Source organism: Sphaerisporangium flaviroseum (genome assembly GCF_039537005.1).
GTDB classification, from domain to species: Bacteria; Actinomycetota; Actinomycetes; order Streptosporangiales; family Streptosporangiaceae; genus Sphaerisporangium; species Sphaerisporangium flaviroseum.
In genome coordinates, this window is sequence record NZ_BAAAZR010000002.1 from 366,029 (window position 1) to 384,752 (window position 18,724).

Sequence of the window (18,724 nt, forward strand, 5' to 3'; positions counted from 1 at the left end):
GCGGGTCGTGTCAGGACACGGCCCGCCGGGCGGGCGGGGCCGGCAGGGGCACGACCTCCCGCCGGTGGTAGGCCGCGAGCTCCTCGCCCTGCTCGTACAGCCCGGCCAGGGCGGCGAGGCAGGGCGAGATCACGTCGTGGTCGGTGATGCGGCGCCCGCCGAGGTGGGCGCCCTCGGCGTCGTAGAGCACCTCGTACATGAGGGTGGACTCGAAGATCAGCAGCTCGGGCAGCGGACCGGACGCCTCGTAGGACCGGACGGCCGAGGCGGGCACCACGCGGGCGTGCTCCCCGGCCTCGGCGCGGGCGGCGAGCACGTGCAGCTCCCACTGCATGTAGGGCGTCAGGGGCGGCTCCACGACCCGGACGCGCCGGAACTCGGCGTACCCCTCGTACTCGGCGGGGAGCGAGCCGCGCAGCTCGCCGATCAGCTGGAGGGAACGTTCCCATTCGCCCTCGGTCATCGCCACCCAGCTCGGCTCGTAGGGCTCGTAGAAGTTCTGCGCGCGCTCGAGCTTCCAGACCACGCCCTCCGCGCTCTCGTACGCCTCGCGGAACTCCGCGCCGTACACCTTAGGCGGCAGGACCGCCGCCTCCACCTCGCGCACCCACTCGAAAACGTGGCAATCAAGTTGATTGTCCGTTATCGGGACCATCGGCTACTCCTCGTCATCGGATGCGGAGCCAAAGGCGGCTCGCCACAGGCTGGTGGCGCGAGGTCATCGCGGAGGACGTGCGCCACCATGCCCGGACCCGCACGAGGCGAAACCCGGGAATGACGACGGCCCGGAAGACAGGCCGATCATGAGACGGTCGACTCGGAGCGTCAAGACCCAAATCGCCGGACGGCGGGCGGGCACGGCGACGGCCGGGCGGACCGCGAAGGTCCGCCCGGTCGTGGTCGATCGGCCTCGCGGGAGGTCAGAAGCGGCGTCCGAGGCGTGGGTGCCGGTGGTGGTGCCGGTGGTGCGCCATTCTCACGAACGCGAAGATCAGCCCCATCAACAGCATCACCTTCAGCACGGCGAACAGCGGCCCGAGCGAGCCGGCCACCGCGGAGACGATGAGGACGATCGCGAGAACGGACAGGAAGACCGGGGGCCGGCCGTGGTGGCGGCGGTGCCGCTGGATCCGCTCGCGACGGACCTCGGCCATGGGGGAGTTCCACACTCCCAGCTCGGCGGGTCGTGGAGGCGCCCAGCCGTGCGCCCGCCGGTCGCGGTAGGCGGTGGGACGGGGTGAGGAGGGCTCGGGCAGGTCCGCCGTCAGCCGCCTCAGGTCGCCGGCCGTACGGGCCGCCAGGGTGCTGTCGAGCCGTTCGTCCAGCTCTTCGTAGGTGAGGCGGCCCCGCGCGAAGTGCTCGCGCAGGGCGGCCATCACCTCGTCGCGTTCCGCGTCACCGATCCGCAGATCGTCCCGCGAGGTCATCGAGGGGTCACTCCTCCGAGGTGTCGCCGTCGGCCAGGATCTGGTAGAGCTTGCGGCGGGTTTCGGCCAGGATCTGCTTCGCCTGTCCGATTTGCCCGTCGCTACCAGTCTGCGCGATCTGGAAGAGTGCCGCGGCGGCCTGGCGGGACAGATCGAAGAGTTCGTAGACGCTGTCGTCGACGTTCGGTGTCATGTCCTCCCAGGGAGCGCGCACCTCGTCGGGGTGCTCGCTCACATAGGCGAGGCCCGCCTCGGTGAGCCGGAAGGTCTTGCGGCCGTCGTTCTCCTCCGCGCGCACGAGACCCTCGTCGGTGAGCTGCTGGAGAGCCGGGTACACGGCGCCGGGGCTGGGCTTCCAGCCTCCCTGGCTGCGCTGGGCGATCTCCTGGATGACCTGGTAGCCGTTGCGCGGCTCCTCGGCGAGCAGGGCCAGGATCGCGGCGCGGACGTCGCCGCGCTTGGCCTTGCGGCCACCCCGCCCGAACGGCGGACGCCCGCCCCCGAATCCGAAGCCGGGCCCGAAGGGGCCGCGTCCGAAGTCGAAGGGGAAGGGGCGCGGGCCCCGGTGGCCGCGGAACCGGCGGTCACGGGGGTTCTCGTCGTGAGGGTGGTCCTCAGGGCCGTGGTGGTGCCCGTGCTGCCAGGCGGCGGCCATGGAGCCGAGCGCGGCGTACGCGGCGCCTTTAAGCGCCCGCGGGTCGGGCCAGGGAGTTCCTCCCATTGGGTACGTGTGCGTCATTGTCGTTCCCCCTTGCGTGACGATCGGCCTTCGACCGTTCTCGATGCTTCAAAGATATATCGAGAACATTCTGACGGGCAAGCGGTCGCGCGAGGAAAAGTCATCTCGTCCGCCCGGGGGAGCGGGCGCCGGGGGCCAGGCGATTTCGGGACGGTCGGCGAGTGGTGCCGGATTGTCGCCGGGGTGCCGGGTGATTTCGGGACGGTCGGCGAGTGGTGCCACGCGCTCGATGCTCGCGCGTACGGCCTGCTGATCAGCGCCATCGGCGTCGGCGGCCTGGCCGGAGCGCTGCTCACCTCGGTGGTGAACCGGCTGGTGGGCATGCGGTGGGCGCTGTTCCTCGACCTGGTCGGCACGTTCGTGATGATGATCGTCCCGGCCGTCCTGCCGGTGCCGTGGGCGGTCGGCGCCGCGGCGCTGGTCGGCGGGATGGGCGGCACGCTGTGGACGGTCAACTCCCGCGTCATCGCCCAGACCGTGGTTCCGGGCCATCTGCTGGGCCGGTACGGGGCCGCCTCCCGGCTGCTCGGATGGGGCGCTCTGCCGGTCGCCGCCGGTCTCGCCGGACTGCTGGCCGAGCTGGTGGGAGTGCGTATGACCTTCGCGGTCTTCGCGGGGACCACGGCCCTGCTGTTCGTGCCGTTCCTGCGCGCGGTGACCGATCGGGAGCTGGCGGCGGCGACCTCCGCAGGAGGAAGTGACGCAGATCACGCCAGCACGGGAACAGACCCCGAGATCTGAGCGTTATCAGGATTCGGACGGGATCGTTCTGCTCTGAGAGGGCTGGGGGGTGCTCTTGGAGCGGAACGGTCCCGTCTTCTCATTTCCGGACCCGGTCATGGCCCGGCCGGTGCGTACTCCAGAGGGCGGGCCGGCCACGGGGCAGTGGCGGCGCGGCGAGGCGACACGCCGGGGGATTGGTGAGAGGGTTCCGGCGTAACGCCGAGATTTTGCCGTAAGGTGCCCGATCGTGATCTACGCATGATGGGACATACGCACGCGCTGAGTGGGGCGGCGGCCTGGTTGCTCGTCGCGCCCGGTCTCGCCGCGCTCCCGATGGCCGGGGGGATCGCGGGCGGCCTGACGCCGATCGTGGCCAACGTGCTCTCACCGGCTGAGCTGATCGCCGGGGCGATCGTCTGCGCGGGCGCGGCGATGCTCCCCGATCTCGACCACCCCCACGCCACCATCGCCCAGACGTTCGGGCCTGCCACCTGGATGCTGAGCAAGGCGTTCAACTGGGCCAGCGGGGGCCACCGGCACGCGACCCATTCGCTGCTGTTCGCGATCGCCGCCGGCCTGGGATGCCACATGCTCGCCGATCACTACCCGATCGGCCGCGACATCGTGGTCATCTTGATGATCGGGCTGGCGTTGCGGGCGGTCGGCATCGGCATCCCGGGCAAGACGATCACCTCCGCGCTGGTCAACATCGGCCTGACGGCGGGGACCTTCGTCGCATTCCACTCCCAGGGTGTGGGGTACCTCTGGCTGGGTCTCGCCGTCGCCATCGGAAGCCTTGCCCACGTGACGGGCGACTGCCTGACCGAACGGGGGTGCCCGGTGCTGTGGCCGCTCAAGCACCGCTGGGTCCTGCCGTACCGCATCGGGATCAAGACCGGCAGGGCGTTCGAGATCAAGATCCTGGGCCCGGTGCTGTCGATCGTCGTGATCGCGCTCTTCGCGGCGCGCCTCATGCCGGAGTCCATCTGACTGCCTACCAGCGAGTAACTTGATGTCGAGATAAACGACCGATATCTTGACATCGAGACATCCGCTGCGCTCCAAGGTGGGTTAGGGCAGCCTGACTGGCGATGGCACTCCACCGGTGCGGCAGGATCTATGGGGCGAACCAGACATAGTGTGCGACCCATCATCAGTGACGATGAGTGCGAAATGAGGGAGGCGAGTCTCCGTGTCCGCCAACAGCTTCGGCAGCCGTGACACCCTCCGCGTCGGTGACGCGGCTTACGAGATCTACCGGCTGGACGCCGTCGAGGGGTCGGCGCGCCTCCCGTACAGCTTGAAGATCCTGCTGGAGAACCTGCTGCGCACGGAGGACGGCGCCAACATCACCGCCGACCACATCCGCGCGCTCGGCGGGTGGGACCCCAAGGCGGCGCCGAGCGTGGAGATCCAGTTCACGCCCGCTCGCGTGATCATGCAGGACTTCACCGGCGTGCCCTGCGTGGTGGACCTCGCCACCATGCGCGAGGCCGTACGCGACCTCGGCGGCGACCCCGCCAAGATCAACCCGCTCGCCCCGGCCGAGATGGTCATCGACCACTCCGTCATCGTCGACTTCTTCGGCGGCCCCGACTCCTTCCAGCGCAACGTCGACCGCGAGTACGAGCGCAACCACGAGCGCTACCAGTTCCTGCGCTGGGGCCAGACCGCGTTCGACGAGTTCAAGGTCGTCCCGCCGGGCACCGGCATCGTGCACCAGGTCAACATCGAGCACCTCGCCCGGGTCGTCATGATCCGCGACGGCAAGGCCTACCCCGACACCTGCGTCGGCACCGACTCCCACACCACGATGGAGAACGGCCTCGGCGTGCTCGGCTGGGGCGTCGGCGGCATCGAGGCCGAGGCCGCGATGCTCGGCCAGCCCATCTCCATGCTGATCCCGCGCGTCGTCGGCTTCAAGCTGACCGGCGAGCTTCCCCCCGGCGCGACCGCCACCGACCTGGTGCTGCGGATCACCGAGATGCTGCGCGGGCACGGCGTCGTCGGCAAGTTCGTCGAGTTCTACGGCGACGGCGTCACCGCGGTGCCGCTGGCCAACCGGGCCACGATCGGCAACATGAGCCCCGAGTTCGGCTCGACCTGCGCGATCTTCCCGATCGACGACGAGACGGTGAAGTACCTCAAGCTGACCGGCCGCAGCGACGAGCAGGTGGCGCTGGTGGAGGCGTACGCCAGGGCCCAGGGCCTCTGGCACGACCCCTCCGTGGAGCCGGTCTTCTCCGAGTACATCGAGCTCGACCTGTCGACCGTCGTCCCTTCCATCGCCGGCCCGAAGCGGCCGCAGGACCGCATCGCGTTGTCCTCGGCCAAGCAGACCTGGCGGCGCGACGTGCGCGTCTTCGTCCCCGACACCGGTGACATCAACGACAGCAACGGCACGGAGGAGGGCAAGGAGTCGTTCCCCGCCTCCGATGCCCCGGCCTCCAACGCACAGGCCAACGGGCACGGCAAGAAGGAGGACCGGCCCCTCGCCGCCTCCTCGCCGGGCGCCGAGCCGATCCGCGAGCGGCCCCGCAAGCCGACCCCCGTCACGCTTTCGGACGGCACGTCGTTCGAGTTGGACCACGGCGCCGTGGTGATCGCCGCGATCACCTCCTGCACCAACACCTCCAACCCCTACGTCATGATCGGCGCCGCGCTGCTGGCCAGGAACGCCGTGGACAAGGGCCTCACCCGCAAGCCGTGGGTGAAGACCTCGCTTGCCCCGGGCTCGCAGGTCGTCACCGGGTACTTCGAGCGCTCCGGCCTCACGCCGTACCTCGACAAGCTCGGGTTCAACCTCGTCGGCTACGGCTGCACCACCTGCATCGGCAACTCCGGGCCGCTGCCCGAAGAGATCTCCGAGGCCGTGCAGTCGGGCGACCTGGCCGTCGCCGCGGTGCTGTCCGGCAACCGCAACTTCGAGGGCCGCATCAACCCCGACGTCAAGATGAACTACCTGGCCTCGCCGCCGCTGGTCGTGGCGTACGCGCTCGCGGGCACGATGGACCTCGACCTGAACACCGAGCCGCTCGGCACCGGCCCGGACGGCGAGCCGGTGTTCCTCAAGGACATCTGGCCCTCCACCGAGGAGATCGCCGAGGTCGTCAACTCCTCGATCGGCGAGGACATGTTCCGGCGCGACTACGCCGACGTGTTCAAGGGCGACGAGGCCTGGCGGTCGCTGCCGATCCCGACCGGCGACACCTTCGAGTGGGACCCGTCCTCCACCTACGTCCGCAAGGCGCCGTACTTCGACGGCATGCCGAGCAAGCCGGAGGCGGTCACCGACATCCACAGTGCGCGCGTGCTCGCGCTGCTCGGCGACTCGGTCACGACCGACCACATCTCCCCGGCCGGTTCGATCAAGGCGGACTCGCCCGCCGGACGCTACCTCAAGGAGAACGGCGTCGGCCCGAAGGATTTCAACTCCTACGGCTCCCGCCGCGGCAACCACGAGATCATGATCCGGGGGACGTTCGCCAACATCCGCCTGCGCAACCAGATCGCGCCCGGCACCGAGGGCGGCTTCACCCGCGACTTCACCCAGGACGGCGGCCCGGTCTCCTCGATCTACGACGCCTCGGTGAACTACCAGGAGGCCGGCATCCCGCTGGTCGTGCTGGCGGGCAAGGAGTACGGCTCCGGGTCCTCGCGTGACTGGGCGGCCAAGGGCACGGCGCTGCTGGGCGTGCGCGCGGTCATCGCCGAGTCGTACGAGCGCATCCACCGGTCCAACCTGATCGGCATGGGCGTGCTCCCGCTGCAGTTCCCCGAGGGCGAGACCGCCGCCTCTCTGGGCCTGACCGGCGAGGAGACCTTCGACATCACCGGTGTCGAGGAGCTCAACGCGGGCAAGACCCCGGGGACCGTCACGGTTAGAACAGGGGACAAGGAGTTCGAGGCGGTCGTCCGCATCGACACTCCCGGCGAGGCGGACTACTACCGTCACGGCGGCATCATGCAGTATGTCCTGCGCTCCCTGCTCGCCAAGAGCTGAGCAGGGTACGGCGAGGCCGCGGCCTCGCTCTCGGGGATCACTCCGACACAGAGAACAGCCCGGCGGCACACCCATCCGCCGGGCTGTTCGACGTTTCCGGACATCGTCGGCGTGGGCTGTGACTCGCCCGGGGTGAACTGAGATGACGGCGAGCGTCGGCTGGGAGGATGGTCGGCGAGAGTGGGCCCCGACTCGCCCACCCACCCCAGGCTTCGCGCCGCGCATGGCGCCGAGCTCACCGCGCCGTACAACGGCGCCGAGTTCACCGCGTAGCCTCCCGCCGCATCGGCGCCGCAACACACGGCCCCGAGGCACCGCAACACACGGCCCGGAGCCGACCGTTTGCGCCGTTAGGCGGGGGCGGAGGGCCGTTGCTCCAGGAGTGCCCAAACGGTGTGTCCGGTCTCGGGAGAGCCGTCATACCCTGTGCGCGTGGCCAGCGCAGCCACCATGACCAGCCCACGCCCGCCCTCCTCGTCGGGCGAGGGCTCCGTGCCGCCCAACCGGGGCACGCCGCTTCCTCCGTCGTCCCGCACTGCGATCCGGACATCCGTGGCATTCCAGGTGACCTCGACGACGAAGAAGCCGTCGGGCGCGCTGCGAGTGTGGCGCAGTGCGTTGCCCGCCAGTTCGGAGACGATCAACTCCGCCTCTTCGACGATCGGTGCGCCGGCCAGCACGAGCCGTACGAACCTGCGAGCCTGCGATGCCTGCTCCGGCCGCCCCGGGAACACCCGCCGCCACAGCAGGTCCACCGAACGCGGCCGTACTGGCGTCTTCTCGGACGTTTCCGGCGTGAAGAGACCCCCTGGAGTCGCGACGAGACCTCCCTCGGTACTGAGAACGACGTGCCCCGCTAGCCCTGGCACGGCCTCGTCTGCCCGGGGACGTGGAACAGCCTCCTGTCCGCTGGAACGTGGAGCGGCGTCCGGTCCGTAGGGACGTGGACCAGCCTCCTGCCCGTGGGGACGTCGAATGGCGTCCGGTCCGTGGGTACGTGCAGCGGCGTCTAATTCGAAGGGACGTGGAACGGGGTCCGATTCGCTGGGACATGGCGCGGGCTCCCCTCCGTAGAGGTAGGGGAGGGCCTCGTCTGTGGCGGACGGGGGAGTAGGTTTCGGATCGGCGGCCATGCGGGGCCACCTCCTTGCGGGGAACCAAGGGGTGCGGACAAGCCAGCACTCTGGCCCGTGCGGCGCCCTTCGCCGACCCCTGCTCGACTCACGATCGGTCCCCCGGGGAACGGCCCGGTGAGCTGCAGAGACGTCAGTCGTACGACGGTGACCACTCCCACGACGGAGAAGTGACATCACCTTCTCGGTCATTTTCGGTAGCCGATCAGTCACGGTACGTGAGAACATGTGTTCGTACAGTCGCGAGGGAGGTGTGCACGACCCATGTCCGGCGAGGGGTATCGCATCCTGCGCGAGTGCCGCGTGCGTAGTGAGCGTCTGCGCGCCATGGGGTTGACGTTCGAGCAGGTCGCGGAGGTGTTCGGGCTCTTCCATGATGTGAGCCCTCTTCGCCTGCATCGGTACGCCCACGGGCGTACCGCCGCCGAGGTCGTCGCCGCCTACAACGATCTCGACGCTGCCGGCACGGCCTGCCTGCGTGAGAGCCGACTGTACGACTACGAGACGTGGCCGCTCCGGGGGAAACGCCCATCCGCCAGAGCCCTGGGCTTGTTCGCCCAGATCTACCGGACGGCCGCCCGCCGCCTGATCACCGACGACACATTCTCCTCATACTCCGCCCGCGACCGCGATCTCATCGACCGTACGGACCATCGCCATCTCGCTTCTCCGCAGCCTCGCCACGCCTCCTGCGCGAGCGCCGCCCGTGTCAGCATGGACTCAGCAGCGGTGCGCACCGGCGGCAGAGGCGTCCCGGTCTTCCTGGCCCGGGTCCCCGCCCCCGCCGACTGCGCCGCCCTGCTCCGCGCCCTCGGAGCCGAGGAGGCCGACATGCGACGCCGCGACATGTTGTTTGAGTTGGCCCTCGCGCTCGGCGGCGCTCCGGCCCTGCTCCTGCTCCGTCGACTTTCTCCACCGGAGAAAGATCGGCTGGCGCTGATCGTGGGTCCGTCCGGCCGAGTCGACTCCCAAAGTGTCCAGATCATCGAGAAGCTGAACGTGGCCTGCCGGCAGCTCGATGACGAGTTCGGTCCCCAAAGCGTGCTGCCCGTCGTGGATGCTCAACGCGGTCTCGTGGCGGAACTGCTCAAGCGGGAATCATTGTTACCGGGACTCCGCGATCGTCTGGTTAATACCTATGCCGAGTTGAGCGAGCTGGCGGGATACCTGTGCAACGACCTCATGGACTACACCCAGGCCGGGCTCCGCTACAAGGACGCGCTGAGCGCCGCGCACGAGAACGCCGATCCCACGATGATCGCCTATGTGCATGCCTGTCTGGGGTGGATGGCGCTGTATCAAGGCAAGCCCGGCAGGGCCTTGGACCACATGTTCGCCGCGCAAGGATGGGCGCAGCGCAGCGAGAGTGACGTCATGAAGTCCGCCCATGCCATGGGTTTGGCTCAAGTGCTGGCGAGAACCGGCGACGTACGAGAAAGCGAGCACGCTCTTGCGCGGTCGGTGAATCTCGCAGGACGAATGAGGGATGACACCGACCCGATCTATTTGTACTGGTGGTCGGACAACGCGATGCAGAGTCGCTCGGCCGATTGCATGCTCGCGTGGGGGCGCGCCGATGAGGCGCTGAAGTCGGCCGACCGGACACTCACCTCTGGGATCACGTCGAAGCTCTTGCGCGGCCGGACCCTGCTGAACTCGGCAGAAGCGCTCATCCAGAAGCGTGAGATCGCCGCCGCCGCTGCCAGGATCCACATGGCAGCTGAGATCACCGTCGGGCACAGTTCGGCACGACTGGCACACTCCATTCGGCAAGCCGGTTCCCGGCTCCAGCCATGGGCGGACAACAAACACGTCCGCGCCCTTGACGACCAGCTCCGCTCCCTGTCCACGCTCTCCTGAACGGCTCGTCCCTGAACGCCGCGCAGCCGGTGGCGGCGGCCTGGCGGGCGATCCCGTCCACCTATCCGGTGTGCGCCCATGACAACGGCACCCCGTCCACCCTGCCACGCGCACGAGCTTGGTCCCCACGGTGGGAGGTGTCGCGGTGAAGTCGGGCGGTGTGCGGCGGGGAAGCTGGGGTGGGTGGGCGAGTCGGGGCCCATTCTGGCCGGTCGTTCTCCCGTGTCGACCCTGTGGTTCCGCGTGAATGTTGACCCACTCCGTGATGATCATGAGTGTCTGTTCGTGCTGCCCTCCCGCCCACCGTTGTTGGACGCGTTCAGGTCTGTGCTCGGGTTGGTGGGTAGTGGCTTCCCGACGGTTGGCGATTGTCGAGCTGGACCACTGGCTGGTGGCCCACCTCTATTGCTGCTGCTCAGTCGTACGGTGTTGCTTAAGTCGGCGCCGATGCGGCGGGAGGTGGTGCGGTGAAGTCGGCGCCGTGTGCGGCGGGGAAGCTGGGGTTGGTGGGCGAGTCGGGGCCAATTCTGGCCGCTCGTTCTCCCAGTCCCTTCTTGCCGCCCTGCCGCCCACCGTTGTTGGACGCGTTCACGTCCGTGCTCGGGTTGGTGGTATTCCCTTCCCGACGGTTGGCGTCTGCTGCTTCTGCTGCTCGGTCGTGCAGTGTGTTGCATCAACGCTGCGACCGTCCGAGGGAGACGGTCGATCCATCAGCGGATGACCGGACCGGGTGAAGCCGCGGCGCGTCGAGGCTGGGCGATGGCCGACGCCGCGGCAGCGCCGAGCAGCGAGCGTCGGGTCAGGCTCAGGGGTCCTCTCGTGTTCAACATGGCAAGAATGTAAGGTGGGCATTCCAATAAGTCAGGTAAGCTTGACTGTATGGAAGGGTAGCTTTACCTTCGTGTCATGGTGAAACAGCAGGACCAAGTGACGCGCGCGGCCCGCCGCGCTGTCCTCATCGACGGCCTACCCGTGGCCACTCTGGGCCCTGTGGCCCTGGCGCTAGGCAGTGATCCCGACCAGAGCACCGTTCAGAAGGCCTGGTGGATTGCGGTGACCGCCGTGTTCGCGCTCGCCGTGGCCTGGGTCCTGCTGCGGGCGTTCCGGCGTGCAGACGAATACCTGCGGAAGATCCAGCTGGAAAGCATGGCCATCGCCTTCGCGGCAGTCCTCGTGGCACTGCAAGTGGCCACCGTGCTCGACGCCACGGGCGTCATCCAGCTCCATCAGCTCACGCAGCTGATCCTCATCGGCGGGGTGGCAATCTGGCTTGTGATCGCCGACCTGCGCACCCGCCTGCACCGATGAAGGCGCCGCACCCATGAAGAACCGACTACGCGAACTGCGAGCAGCCCGCCGGTGGAGCCAGGCCGCCCTGGCCGACCGGTGCCAAGTCTCCCGACAGGCCATCAACGCCATCGAGACCGAGCGGTACGACCCCAGCTTGCCCCTGGCGTTCACCATCGCCGACGTCTTCGGCCTTACCATCGAGGAGATCTTCCTGCCCGACCGGGCGGACACGACGAACGACCCGGACCGATCCTGAACGCCTCAGGCCGGCTTCCAGCCAGTCGGCGCGAGCGAGCGGGCAGAGATGGAGCCCCCGTTCTTCGCTGGGACAATCTCCAGCAGATTATGGCCAGCGCCCATAGGCGAATGACGCAGCCCGAGAGTGACACTGTCCGTGGCGTTCCACGAAACGCGAAGCAGCTTAAGTCGGCGCCGATGCGGCGGGAGGCGGTGCGGTGAAGTCGGCGCCGTGTGCGGCGGGAAACCTGGGGTGGGTGAGTGAGTCGGGGCCAATTCTGGCCGGTCTCCCCGACCATCCTTGCCGCCCTCGTTGGCGTCCCGTCGTCCCTCTACTTGAACGGCACTGTCTCCCCTGCGACCATCCACGGGGCTGTTACTCCAGCGGGTAGGAAACGTCGGCGACCCGGATGGTCCTGACGCGAGGGTCTTCGATGATCTTCCGGAGGCGGTCGATGCTGGAGAGCTCGTCCACGTAGGCGTAGGCCTTGCCCTCGGCCGCCGATGTGCGCAGCCTGGCCAGGCTCAGGCCGAACTGCCTGAGGTTGGCGTCGTCGTGATCGCGAAGGGAGCCCACCCAGGTGCGGAAGTCCGCCAGTCCTCGCGGGACGTAGTCGACGCATTCGCCTCTGAAGGGTGGGGCGGTGGTGTTCATCAACCCCAAACCCGGGCTCCAGGTGATCGGGGTGAACCGCGGCCGGTGCTCGTAGACGACGAGATCCGGACACGACTGGTACTGCTTGCCGAAGGCCAGTAGCTGGGCCGGGGTGAGGGGAGTGGTGAACTCCACCACGGCCAGCGCGTCCATGGTCTCCGGCAGGCGCGCGAGGACCTCGCGCATCCGCTCTTTGGGCTGGTTGCCGGTCCCGACGTTGTACAGGCCGTAGGTCAGCGGCGTCTCGGTGGCGAAGCCGAGCGGTGGACGCTGCACATGGCCGAAGAAGTCCTGCGTCAGCTCGTCCTTCTGGTCGCCGAAGTCCCTTCCGGTGGAGAAACCTCCGACGGCGCGGAGTGGCCTGATGCTCGCCTCCAAGGAGAGCGACAGCGGGGAGGCGCTGGGCATGCCAAGTTCGATGTTGTAGCCGGGGTTGGCCATCTGTAGCGCCGTGCCGAGCACCTGATACATGCGCTGCACGCGATCGCCCCGCCGTTGCACCCAGGGCGAGCCGATGGTCGCCACCAGTGAGATCACCATCAGCGTGGCGAGCACCGTGAAACTAGTGCGCAGGATGCCCCTGCGCACGGCCCTGCGCGTCTTTCGTGCGTCGAAATCGGGGATGTCGAACTCCGCCTCCGCGGTCTCTGTCGCTGCCGTCTCCGATGCCGCGCCCGGCGGCGCCTGCCGTGCCGGTTCCTGCCGTGCCGGTTCGATCTGGTCGCTCATCGGGTGGCTCCGTACATGTCGGCAAAGGCGGCGCGGGCGCGCCAGAGGGCGGTCTTGATCGACGAGGTCGTTCGGCCGGTCATCGCGGCCACCTCGGCAAGCGTGAACCCGTCGAAGTAGACGAGGACGAGAAGCCGTCGCTGCCGCTCGGGCAGCCGGTCCAGCACGTCGCGGACCGCGACGGCGTCGTCGGTGGCATGCTCGGGCGCGCCGAGTTCGTCCGGGCCGGGCAGGGGCAGTGAGATCCGGTTGCGTCGCAGGTAGTCGACGTGCACGTTGCGCGCGATGCTGAGCAGCCAGGCGGCCGCGGACTCCCCGCGCCAGCCGAGCAGTGCTCGGGTGGCCTTGACGAAGGTCTCCTGCGCGAGGTCTTCGGCGAGGTGCGGGTCGCGGGTCCGGCGGAGCAGATACCCGCAGACCAGGGGCCAGTGCTCCCGGTAGAGCTGCTCGATCCGGGTGCCGATGTCCGCCTCCGCGTGAGGGATGGAAGTGTCACACCCTAAGAGACGGCACCACCACCGAGGAGGTCACACACTCATTCCCCCGACCCTGATCTCCGGTGGCCGTTGCCGGTACCGCCCGCCGGTTACCCCCGATCATCGGCGAGCACGACTCAAAGGATCATCGGCGAGAATGGACCCCGACTCGCCCGCCCACCCCAGGTTTCCGCCGCACAACGGCGCCGGGTTCACCGCGTCGCCCCCCGCCGCGTCGGCGCCGCACATGCGACCCCAGTTCATGACAGAGCAGCAGTCGACGGAGCAGCAGTCGACGGAGCAGCATCGACGGAGCAGCAGTCGACGGAGCAGCATCGACGGAGCAGCACTGAGCTGCCGGTCGGGTCTTACTTCTCGGCCGTGCCGGGTTTCCCGCTGATGGACTCCTGATAGATTTCCGCGTAGGTGCGGGAGTCCTTGACCAGGTCGTCGCAGAAGGCAGCGACGTCGTTGCCGATGAGTTCCAGGACTCCCTTGCCGGCCGCGACGCCCTCCTCGAAGAAATCGACAATCCCTGTGAGCAGGGACCCGTCGAACAAGTCGATCGGTCCGACCTTGAAGAAGTACTTCTGAATCTCCTTGTAGACGATCTGGTAATCCGGTGGGAGTGCCTTGACCCGCGCCATGTGCGCCCGCCACTGCTTCTTGCCCTCGATGATGTCCTGGATGCCCACGTCAGCCTCCTAACCGGCCCAATTTCCTTGCGACGTTTCGGTTCAACTGCTCGCGCCACCGGTCGCGATAGCTCTGAGCCCCTTCTCCGCCGGCCAGCGCCGCGCAGAAGCCCCTGATGTCGTCACCCAGCACCTCGTGAATGCTCTGCCCAGCGGCCGCCGTCTCTTCGAGCAGTCCCAGAGCACCGTCGAGAATCGGCATCAGGTTTCGACCTGTGAAGTCCCCGTAGGGGAAAAGATGACCTTTGATCTCTTCCCACGCCGCTCGGTAGTCGGCCGGCAATACCGCGGCCCGGGCTTCGAACGCCTTAAATTCCCTGGTGAGATCGCTGCCTGTAATGGTCTCCCAGAAGTTCATCTTCCGCCCACCTTGAGCTTGTCGATTCGTGATGAGAGGTACTCCCATTTCGCCCAGAACGTCGCGAGTTCTTTGCGCCCCGCGTCGTTGAGCGCATAGAACTTGCGCGGCGGGCCCAGCCCGGACGGTCGTTTCGTCACCTGAACGAGCCCGTTCTTCTCCAGTCGCAGCAAGATGGTGTAGACCGTCCCCTCGACGACGTCGGCGAAGCCGAGTTCATTCAGCCGGCGCGTGATGGCGTACCCGTAGGTCTCCTCGCTGCCGATGATTTCGAGCACGCAGCCCTCAAGCGTGCCCTTCAGCATCTCCGTCAGGTCGTCCATCGCGGGTCTCCTCTTCGCTCCTCCCAGTACTGCGTACTACCGAGTACCACTATACGGTACCACGGAGTAGTACGGCGAGCGCGGGGTCACGGAAGCGATTCGAATCATCGGCGCCGCGCTGGTGCGCCCGCCGCCTCAAGTGATCCATTTGCCGGTCGGTCTAAGGCTGGTGAGTTCGGACCTGACAGACGGCCGACGAGAAGTGAACTGGAGGAGGGCCCGGCGGGTATGGGAGCGCACAGGGGATCTCCACGGTGTGACGATCCTTCAGGGAAGCCACTCCTGCAGTCCGGGGAGATGCCCGAGTTCCGACTCGATGCGCTGCCTGTCGTCGGGGGTGAGCTCCAGACCGCGCACATCGGCCGCCCACGGATCGGTGGGCTCGCCGAGGACCATGGCCAGGTCGATGAGGTGGCACAGGGCGATGCCCCGCTCGACCACCGGGGCGTCCGCGCCGTGCCTGCGCACCGCGGACTTGAGCGCGCGGAAAGCCTGCAGATCATCGTTCTTGAACTCACGCAGAATCCGGGCGTTGTCGAGCGCCTTGGCCAGGCCTGCCAGCTTCTTCGAGCCGCCATACTCCACTTCGGCCGGCTCGTCGCGCTGGATGAATATGATCGAGTTGCCTGATGGGTCGATCAGCGTGAATCGGGACGCGCCTGGCCGGTAGCGGGTGATCCGCGGAGGGCCGGAAGTCAGCACCTTCCCGTGGACCCGGCGCATCGCCGCGACGAACGCCGCGTGGTACGGCGCCACGGCGTCGACCATGACCAGGCAGCCTCCGGACTCCTCACGGGCCGGATCCAGCCCTTTGGGCGCCGGGCCGAAGTGCAGTTGGAATCCGCTCAACTTGAGTGCCAGATAGACATAGGGCTTGCTCTGTTTGTAGGTCGCCTCGAATCCCAGCGCCTCATAGAACGCCAAGGTGTTCTCTACCGATGCGCACGGCATCAACGGCACCGTCGTCTCGTTGGGCCGAATCGCATCGTCACTCACGTCATTCCACCTTCCAGGTCGTCCGACGATGCTTACACCCCTCGACGAACCTCGCATATGGATCGTTCCACGCTGATGTGCGCCGGTCCGGTTGGTGGCCGGTCGGAGCACGCCTGAGACATCTTGGTCGGGGCGCGTACGAGGGTGCGGGCCACTCGCCATTGGTGACGGAACCGGCCGGATCCATATGATCACAGGATGGCGCTCGACTTGTTCGCAGGAATTCCGGTCGCCGACCGTGCGGTGGCCCTGAAGTGGTACGAACGGCTGCTGGGCTGCCCGCCGACGTTCTTCCCGAACGACACGGAAGCCGTGTGGGAGCTCGCGGAACATCGGTACGTGTTCATCGAGCAGCGGCCCGATCACGCCGGCCACGCCATGCACACTATCTTCGTCGACGACCTCGATGCGCTCGTCGCGCAGATCGCCGAGCGAGGACTCGACCCGGCCAAGCGGGAGACCTACGACAACGGCGTGCGCAAGATCACCTACTGCGATCCCGACGGGAACGAGATCGGGTTCGGCGGCGCTCCCCTGTGACAGGCCTCCGGCCGGTATGACAGCCGGTCAGCACTGAGCTGGGACCGTCGTCGTGCACTGCCGTACTTGTTGCGGGCTTGCGGCGCCGACGCGGTGGGAGGTGTCGCGGTGAAGTCGGCGCCGTTGTGCGGCGGGGAAGCTGGGGTGGGTGGGTGAGTCGGGGCCAATACTCGCCGACCGTGCACCCCCGTCCATTCTTGCCGTTCCTCCCTGCCCGCCCGTGCCGGCCGTTCAAGTCCGTGCTCGCCCAAGGTCCAGCCGGGCCGATGTGGCAGACCATTTCCGGTCGCTGGAGGCTCATCACGTGCCCGAACTGAACGGCACGTCGGTGACGCCGATCCTGGTCGACGGGACGCACGACGTCGTGGGGTGAGGGCGCGCCGCAGCGTGCCGGGCCGGTGATATCCGCTTGCGGGTCACAGGTCGCCGACCTCTAGCGTGCCCTTCATGAGTCATGAGGTATTTCTGCTATTTCTTGGCGGTTTGGCAGTATTTATTGGGGCGATCGTTCAAGGAGGAGTCGGGTTCGGGCTGGGCCTGGTGGCGGCACCGATGATCACCGTGCTCGATCCCACGGTGATGCCGGGTGCCATCCAGGTCGTCAACGTCACGCTGCCGCTGTTCACCCTCGCCGCCGAGTGGCGGAAGGTCGACTGGCGAGGCCTCGGGTTCGCGCTGCTGGGCAGGCTGCCGGGAAGCGTCATCGGCGGGGCCATCGTCGTCTACGTCAGCACCCAGACGCTCGGGATCCTCGTCGGCGTGATGGTGCTCATCGCGGTCGCGGTCACCGCCTCCGCCGTGGCCATCCCGAGGAACGGGGCGACGCTCACCACCGCCGGTTTCCTGTCGGGCATCACCGGAACGGCGACCGGCATCGGCGGCCCGCCCATGGGGATCGTCTACCAGCACGCCAAGGGGCCGCAGATCCGGGCGACCCTGGCCATGTACTTCTTCCTGTCCGCCGCGCAGTCCCTAGGCATCCTCGCGGCAGTGGGCAGGCTTCCCGGCCGTGCGCTGCTGGCGGGCGCGGCGCTGATCCCCTTCATGATCGTGGGTTTCGCGGTCTCGGGCCCGCTGCGGCGTTTCCTGGACGGCGGGCGCGTCCGCGCGGGGATTCTCGTGGTGGCCGCCGCCTCGGCCTTCGTGCTGATCACGCAGAGCCTCACCGGTTAATCTTGCGTTTCCTGATTGTTACCGGAGACAACAAACTTTGGCCGTCACAGGTCTGGCGCCCGGGCGCGGGACGGAATACGTTGCCGCAAACAACATTCAAAGAAACGGCCAAGCCGAGACCCGGTGTGAGCCGTTCATCCCCGGTCAGAGCTCGGCCGGGCACCTCCCAAAACAGACCCCCATGCCACGCCTCCAGTGGCCATCTCTGCAGAAAGGACCCGGTGCATCCATGCGCAAGGGGATCCTCGGCCTGACCGCCGCCGCGGCGGCGCTCTCTCTCGGTCTCACCGCCTGCGGGGGCGATGACGGTGGCACGACCACGGCACAGAACAGCGGCAGCGCGTCCGCGTCGTCCGCCGCCAAACCGGGCAAGATCGGCGTCATCCTTCCCGACAGCAAGTCGTCGGCCCGCTGGGAGACCGCGGACCGCAAGTACCTCGAAGAGGCCTTCAAGGCCGCGAACGTGGACTACGACATCCAGAACGCCCAGGGTGACAAGACCGCCTTCCAGACCATCGCGGACCAGATGATCACCAACGGCGCCACCGTACTGGTCATCGTGAACCTGGACAGCGGCACCGGCAAGGCCGTGCTGGACAAGGCCAAGTCGCAGGGCGTGGCCACCATCGACTACGACCGCCTGACCCTGGGCGGCAGCGCCTCCTATTACGTGAGCTTCGACAACACCAAGGTCGGCACCCTTCAGGGTGAGGGCCTGGTCAAGTGCCTCACCGACAAGAAGGTGGAGAAGCCGATCATCGCCGAGCTGAACGGCTCGCCGACCGACAACAACGCCACGCTGTTCAAGGCGGGCTACGACGGCGTTCTCAAGGCGAAGTACGACTCGGGCGAGTACAAGAAGGGCCCGGACGAGTCGGTGCCCGACTGGGACAACACCAAGGCCGGCACGATCTTCGAGCAGATGCTGACCTCCGAGTCCAAGATCGCGGGCGTTCTCGCCGCCAACGACGGTCTGGGCAACGCCGCCATCACCGTGCTGAAGAAGCAGAACCTCAACGGCAAGGTGCCGGTCACCGGCCAGGACGCGACCGTCCAGGGCCTACAGAACATCCTCAACGGCGACCAGTGCATGACGGTCTACAAGGCGGTCAAGAAAGAGGCCGACGCCACGGCCGAGCTCGCGATCGCCCTGGCCAAGGGTGAGAAGCCGACCGCCAGCGGTTCGGTGAAGGACACCGAGACCGGCCGCGACGTCCCCTCGGTCCTGCTAGACCCGCAGGCGATCTACATCGACAACGTCAAGGACGTCGTCGCCGATGGATACGTCAGCAAGGACGAGCTGTGCACCGGCGACTTCGCCGACAAGTGCACCAAGGCCGGAATCCAGTAACGAGGTCCGGTACGGC

The 18,724-nt window shown here is 67.6% G+C and carries 19 protein-coding genes; 9 read left to right on the forward strand and 10 right to left on the reverse strand.

All coding sequences use genetic code 11. The features are described 5' to 3' along the window. Positions 1-10: 10 nt before the first annotated feature. The 3 genes from ABD810_RS07865 to ABD810_RS07875 all read right to left on the reverse strand — a co-directional run bounded on the left by ABD810_RS07865 (position 11) and on the right by ABD810_RS07875 (position 2,166). On the reverse strand, positions 11-655 hold the full coding sequence (locus ABD810_RS07865) for a DUF6879 family protein (protein ID WP_344936182.1): 645 nt from the start codon (positions 653-655) through the stop codon (positions 11-13). Between the two features lie 265 nt (positions 656-920). After that, positions 921-1,427, reverse strand: coding sequence for a DUF1707 SHOCT-like domain-containing protein (locus ABD810_RS07870; RefSeq protein ID WP_344936185.1), 507 nt, complete (start codon positions 1,425-1,427; stop codon positions 921-923). 7 nt (positions 1,428-1,434) lie between these two features. After that, the gene (locus ABD810_RS07875) at positions 1,435-2,166 is read right to left on the reverse strand and encodes a PadR family transcriptional regulator (RefSeq protein WP_344936187.1); all 732 of its coding nucleotides are present in this window, start codon (positions 2,164-2,166) and stop codon (positions 1,435-1,437) included. A gap of 183 nt (positions 2,167-2,349) precedes the next feature. On the opposite strand from ABD810_RS07875, the gene ABD810_RS07880 reads away from it, so the two are divergent. The 3 genes from ABD810_RS07880 to ABD810_RS07890 all read left to right on the forward strand — a co-directional run bounded on the left by ABD810_RS07880 (position 2,350) and on the right by ABD810_RS07890 (position 6,892). Continuing rightward, positions 2,350-2,907 carry an MFS transporter gene (locus ABD810_RS07880; protein WP_344936189.1) on the forward strand — a complete coding sequence of 186 codons (558 nt, stop codon included), beginning with the start codon at positions 2,350-2,352 and terminating at the stop codon, positions 2,905-2,907. 240 nt (positions 2,908-3,147) lie between these two features. Continuing rightward, positions 3,148-3,879, forward strand: a complete 732-nt coding sequence (locus tag ABD810_RS07885) for a metal-dependent hydrolase (RefSeq protein ID WP_344936191.1) — start codon at positions 3,148-3,150, stop codon at positions 3,877-3,879. A 202-nt stretch (positions 3,880-4,081) separates the two neighbouring features. Beyond that, positions 4,082-6,892, forward strand: a complete 2,811-nt coding sequence (locus tag ABD810_RS07890; RefSeq protein ID WP_344936193.1) for an aconitate hydratase — start codon at positions 4,082-4,084, stop codon at positions 6,890-6,892. Positions 6,893-7,242: 350 nt separating this feature from the next. On the opposite strand, the gene ABD810_RS07895 is transcribed toward ABD810_RS07890, so the two are convergent. After that, entirely contained in the window at positions 7,243-7,647 is a 405-nt protein-coding gene (locus ABD810_RS07895) for an ATP-binding protein (protein ID WP_344936196.1), read from the reverse strand. A gap of 642 nt (positions 7,648-8,289) precedes the next feature. On the opposite strand from ABD810_RS07895, the gene ABD810_RS07900 reads away from it, so the two are divergent. From ABD810_RS07900 to ABD810_RS07910, 3 genes are all read left to right on the forward strand, one after another. Then, a complete protein-coding gene (locus tag ABD810_RS07900) occupies positions 8,290-9,885 on the forward strand; it encodes an NsdA family TPR-like regulatory protein (protein ID WP_344936199.1) in 1,596 nt (531 codons plus the stop codon). 906 nt (positions 9,886-10,791) lie between these two features. Continuing rightward, a complete protein-coding gene (locus tag ABD810_RS07905) occupies positions 10,792-11,193 on the forward strand; it encodes a hypothetical protein (RefSeq protein WP_344936202.1) in 402 nt (133 codons plus the stop codon). Positions 11,194-11,206: 13 nt separating this feature from the next. Further along, a complete protein-coding gene (locus tag ABD810_RS07910) occupies positions 11,207-11,431 on the forward strand; it encodes a helix-turn-helix transcriptional regulator (protein WP_344936205.1) in 225 nt (74 codons plus the stop codon). 357 nt (positions 11,432-11,788) lie between these two features. On the opposite strand, the gene ABD810_RS07915 is transcribed toward ABD810_RS07910, so the two are convergent. The 6 genes from ABD810_RS07915 to ABD810_RS07940 all read right to left on the reverse strand — a co-directional run bounded on the left by ABD810_RS07915 (position 11,789) and on the right by ABD810_RS07940 (position 15,644). After that, entirely contained in the window at positions 11,789-12,796 is a 1,008-nt protein-coding gene (locus ABD810_RS07915; protein WP_344936208.1) for a hypothetical protein, read from the reverse strand. Then, positions 12,793-13,281: an RNA polymerase sigma factor gene (locus tag ABD810_RS07920; RefSeq protein ID WP_344937545.1), complete on the reverse strand. Its 489-nt coding sequence runs from the start codon at positions 13,279-13,281 to the stop codon at positions 12,793-12,795. Before ABD810_RS07920 ends, ABD810_RS07915 begins: the two co-directional genes overlap by 4 nt. 359 nt (positions 13,282-13,640) lie before the next feature. Further along, positions 13,641-13,967, reverse strand: a complete 327-nt coding sequence (locus tag ABD810_RS07925; RefSeq protein ID WP_344936210.1) for a DUF1048 domain-containing protein — start codon at positions 13,965-13,967, stop codon at positions 13,641-13,643. Position 13,968: 1 nt separating this feature from the next. Next, the gene (locus ABD810_RS07930) at positions 13,969-14,325 is read right to left on the reverse strand and encodes a DUF1048 domain-containing protein (RefSeq protein ID WP_344936212.1); all 357 of its coding nucleotides are present in this window, start codon (positions 14,323-14,325) and stop codon (positions 13,969-13,971) included. Next, positions 14,322-14,648 (reverse strand): PadR family transcriptional regulator, encoded by a 327-nt coding sequence (locus tag ABD810_RS07935; protein ID WP_344936214.1) that lies wholly within the window; start codon positions 14,646-14,648, stop codon positions 14,322-14,324. The genes ABD810_RS07930 and ABD810_RS07935 overlap by 4 nt, the downstream gene beginning before the upstream one ends. A gap of 267 nt (positions 14,649-14,915) precedes the next feature. Then, positions 14,916-15,644 (reverse strand): VOC family protein, encoded by a 729-nt coding sequence (locus ABD810_RS07940; protein ID WP_344936216.1) that lies wholly within the window; start codon positions 15,642-15,644, stop codon positions 14,916-14,918. A gap of 198 nt (positions 15,645-15,842) precedes the next feature. Between ABD810_RS07940 and ABD810_RS07945 the strand changes: the two genes are divergently transcribed. The 3 genes from ABD810_RS07945 to ABD810_RS07955 all read left to right on the forward strand — a co-directional run bounded on the left by ABD810_RS07945 (position 15,843) and on the right by ABD810_RS07955 (position 18,708). Next, the gene (locus tag ABD810_RS07945; protein ID WP_344936218.1) at positions 15,843-16,184 is read left to right on the forward strand and encodes a VOC family protein; all 342 of its coding nucleotides are present in this window, start codon (positions 15,843-15,845) and stop codon (positions 16,182-16,184) included. Positions 16,185-16,631: 447 nt separating this feature from the next. Further along, positions 16,632-17,357 (forward strand): sulfite exporter TauE/SafE family protein, encoded by a 726-nt coding sequence (locus tag ABD810_RS07950; protein WP_344936220.1) that lies wholly within the window; start codon positions 16,632-16,634, stop codon positions 17,355-17,357. A gap of 229 nt (positions 17,358-17,586) precedes the next feature. Continuing rightward, a complete protein-coding gene (locus ABD810_RS07955; RefSeq protein WP_344936222.1) occupies positions 17,587-18,708 on the forward strand; it encodes a sugar ABC transporter substrate-binding protein in 1,122 nt (373 codons plus the stop codon). Positions 18,709-18,724 lie beyond the last annotated feature (16 nt).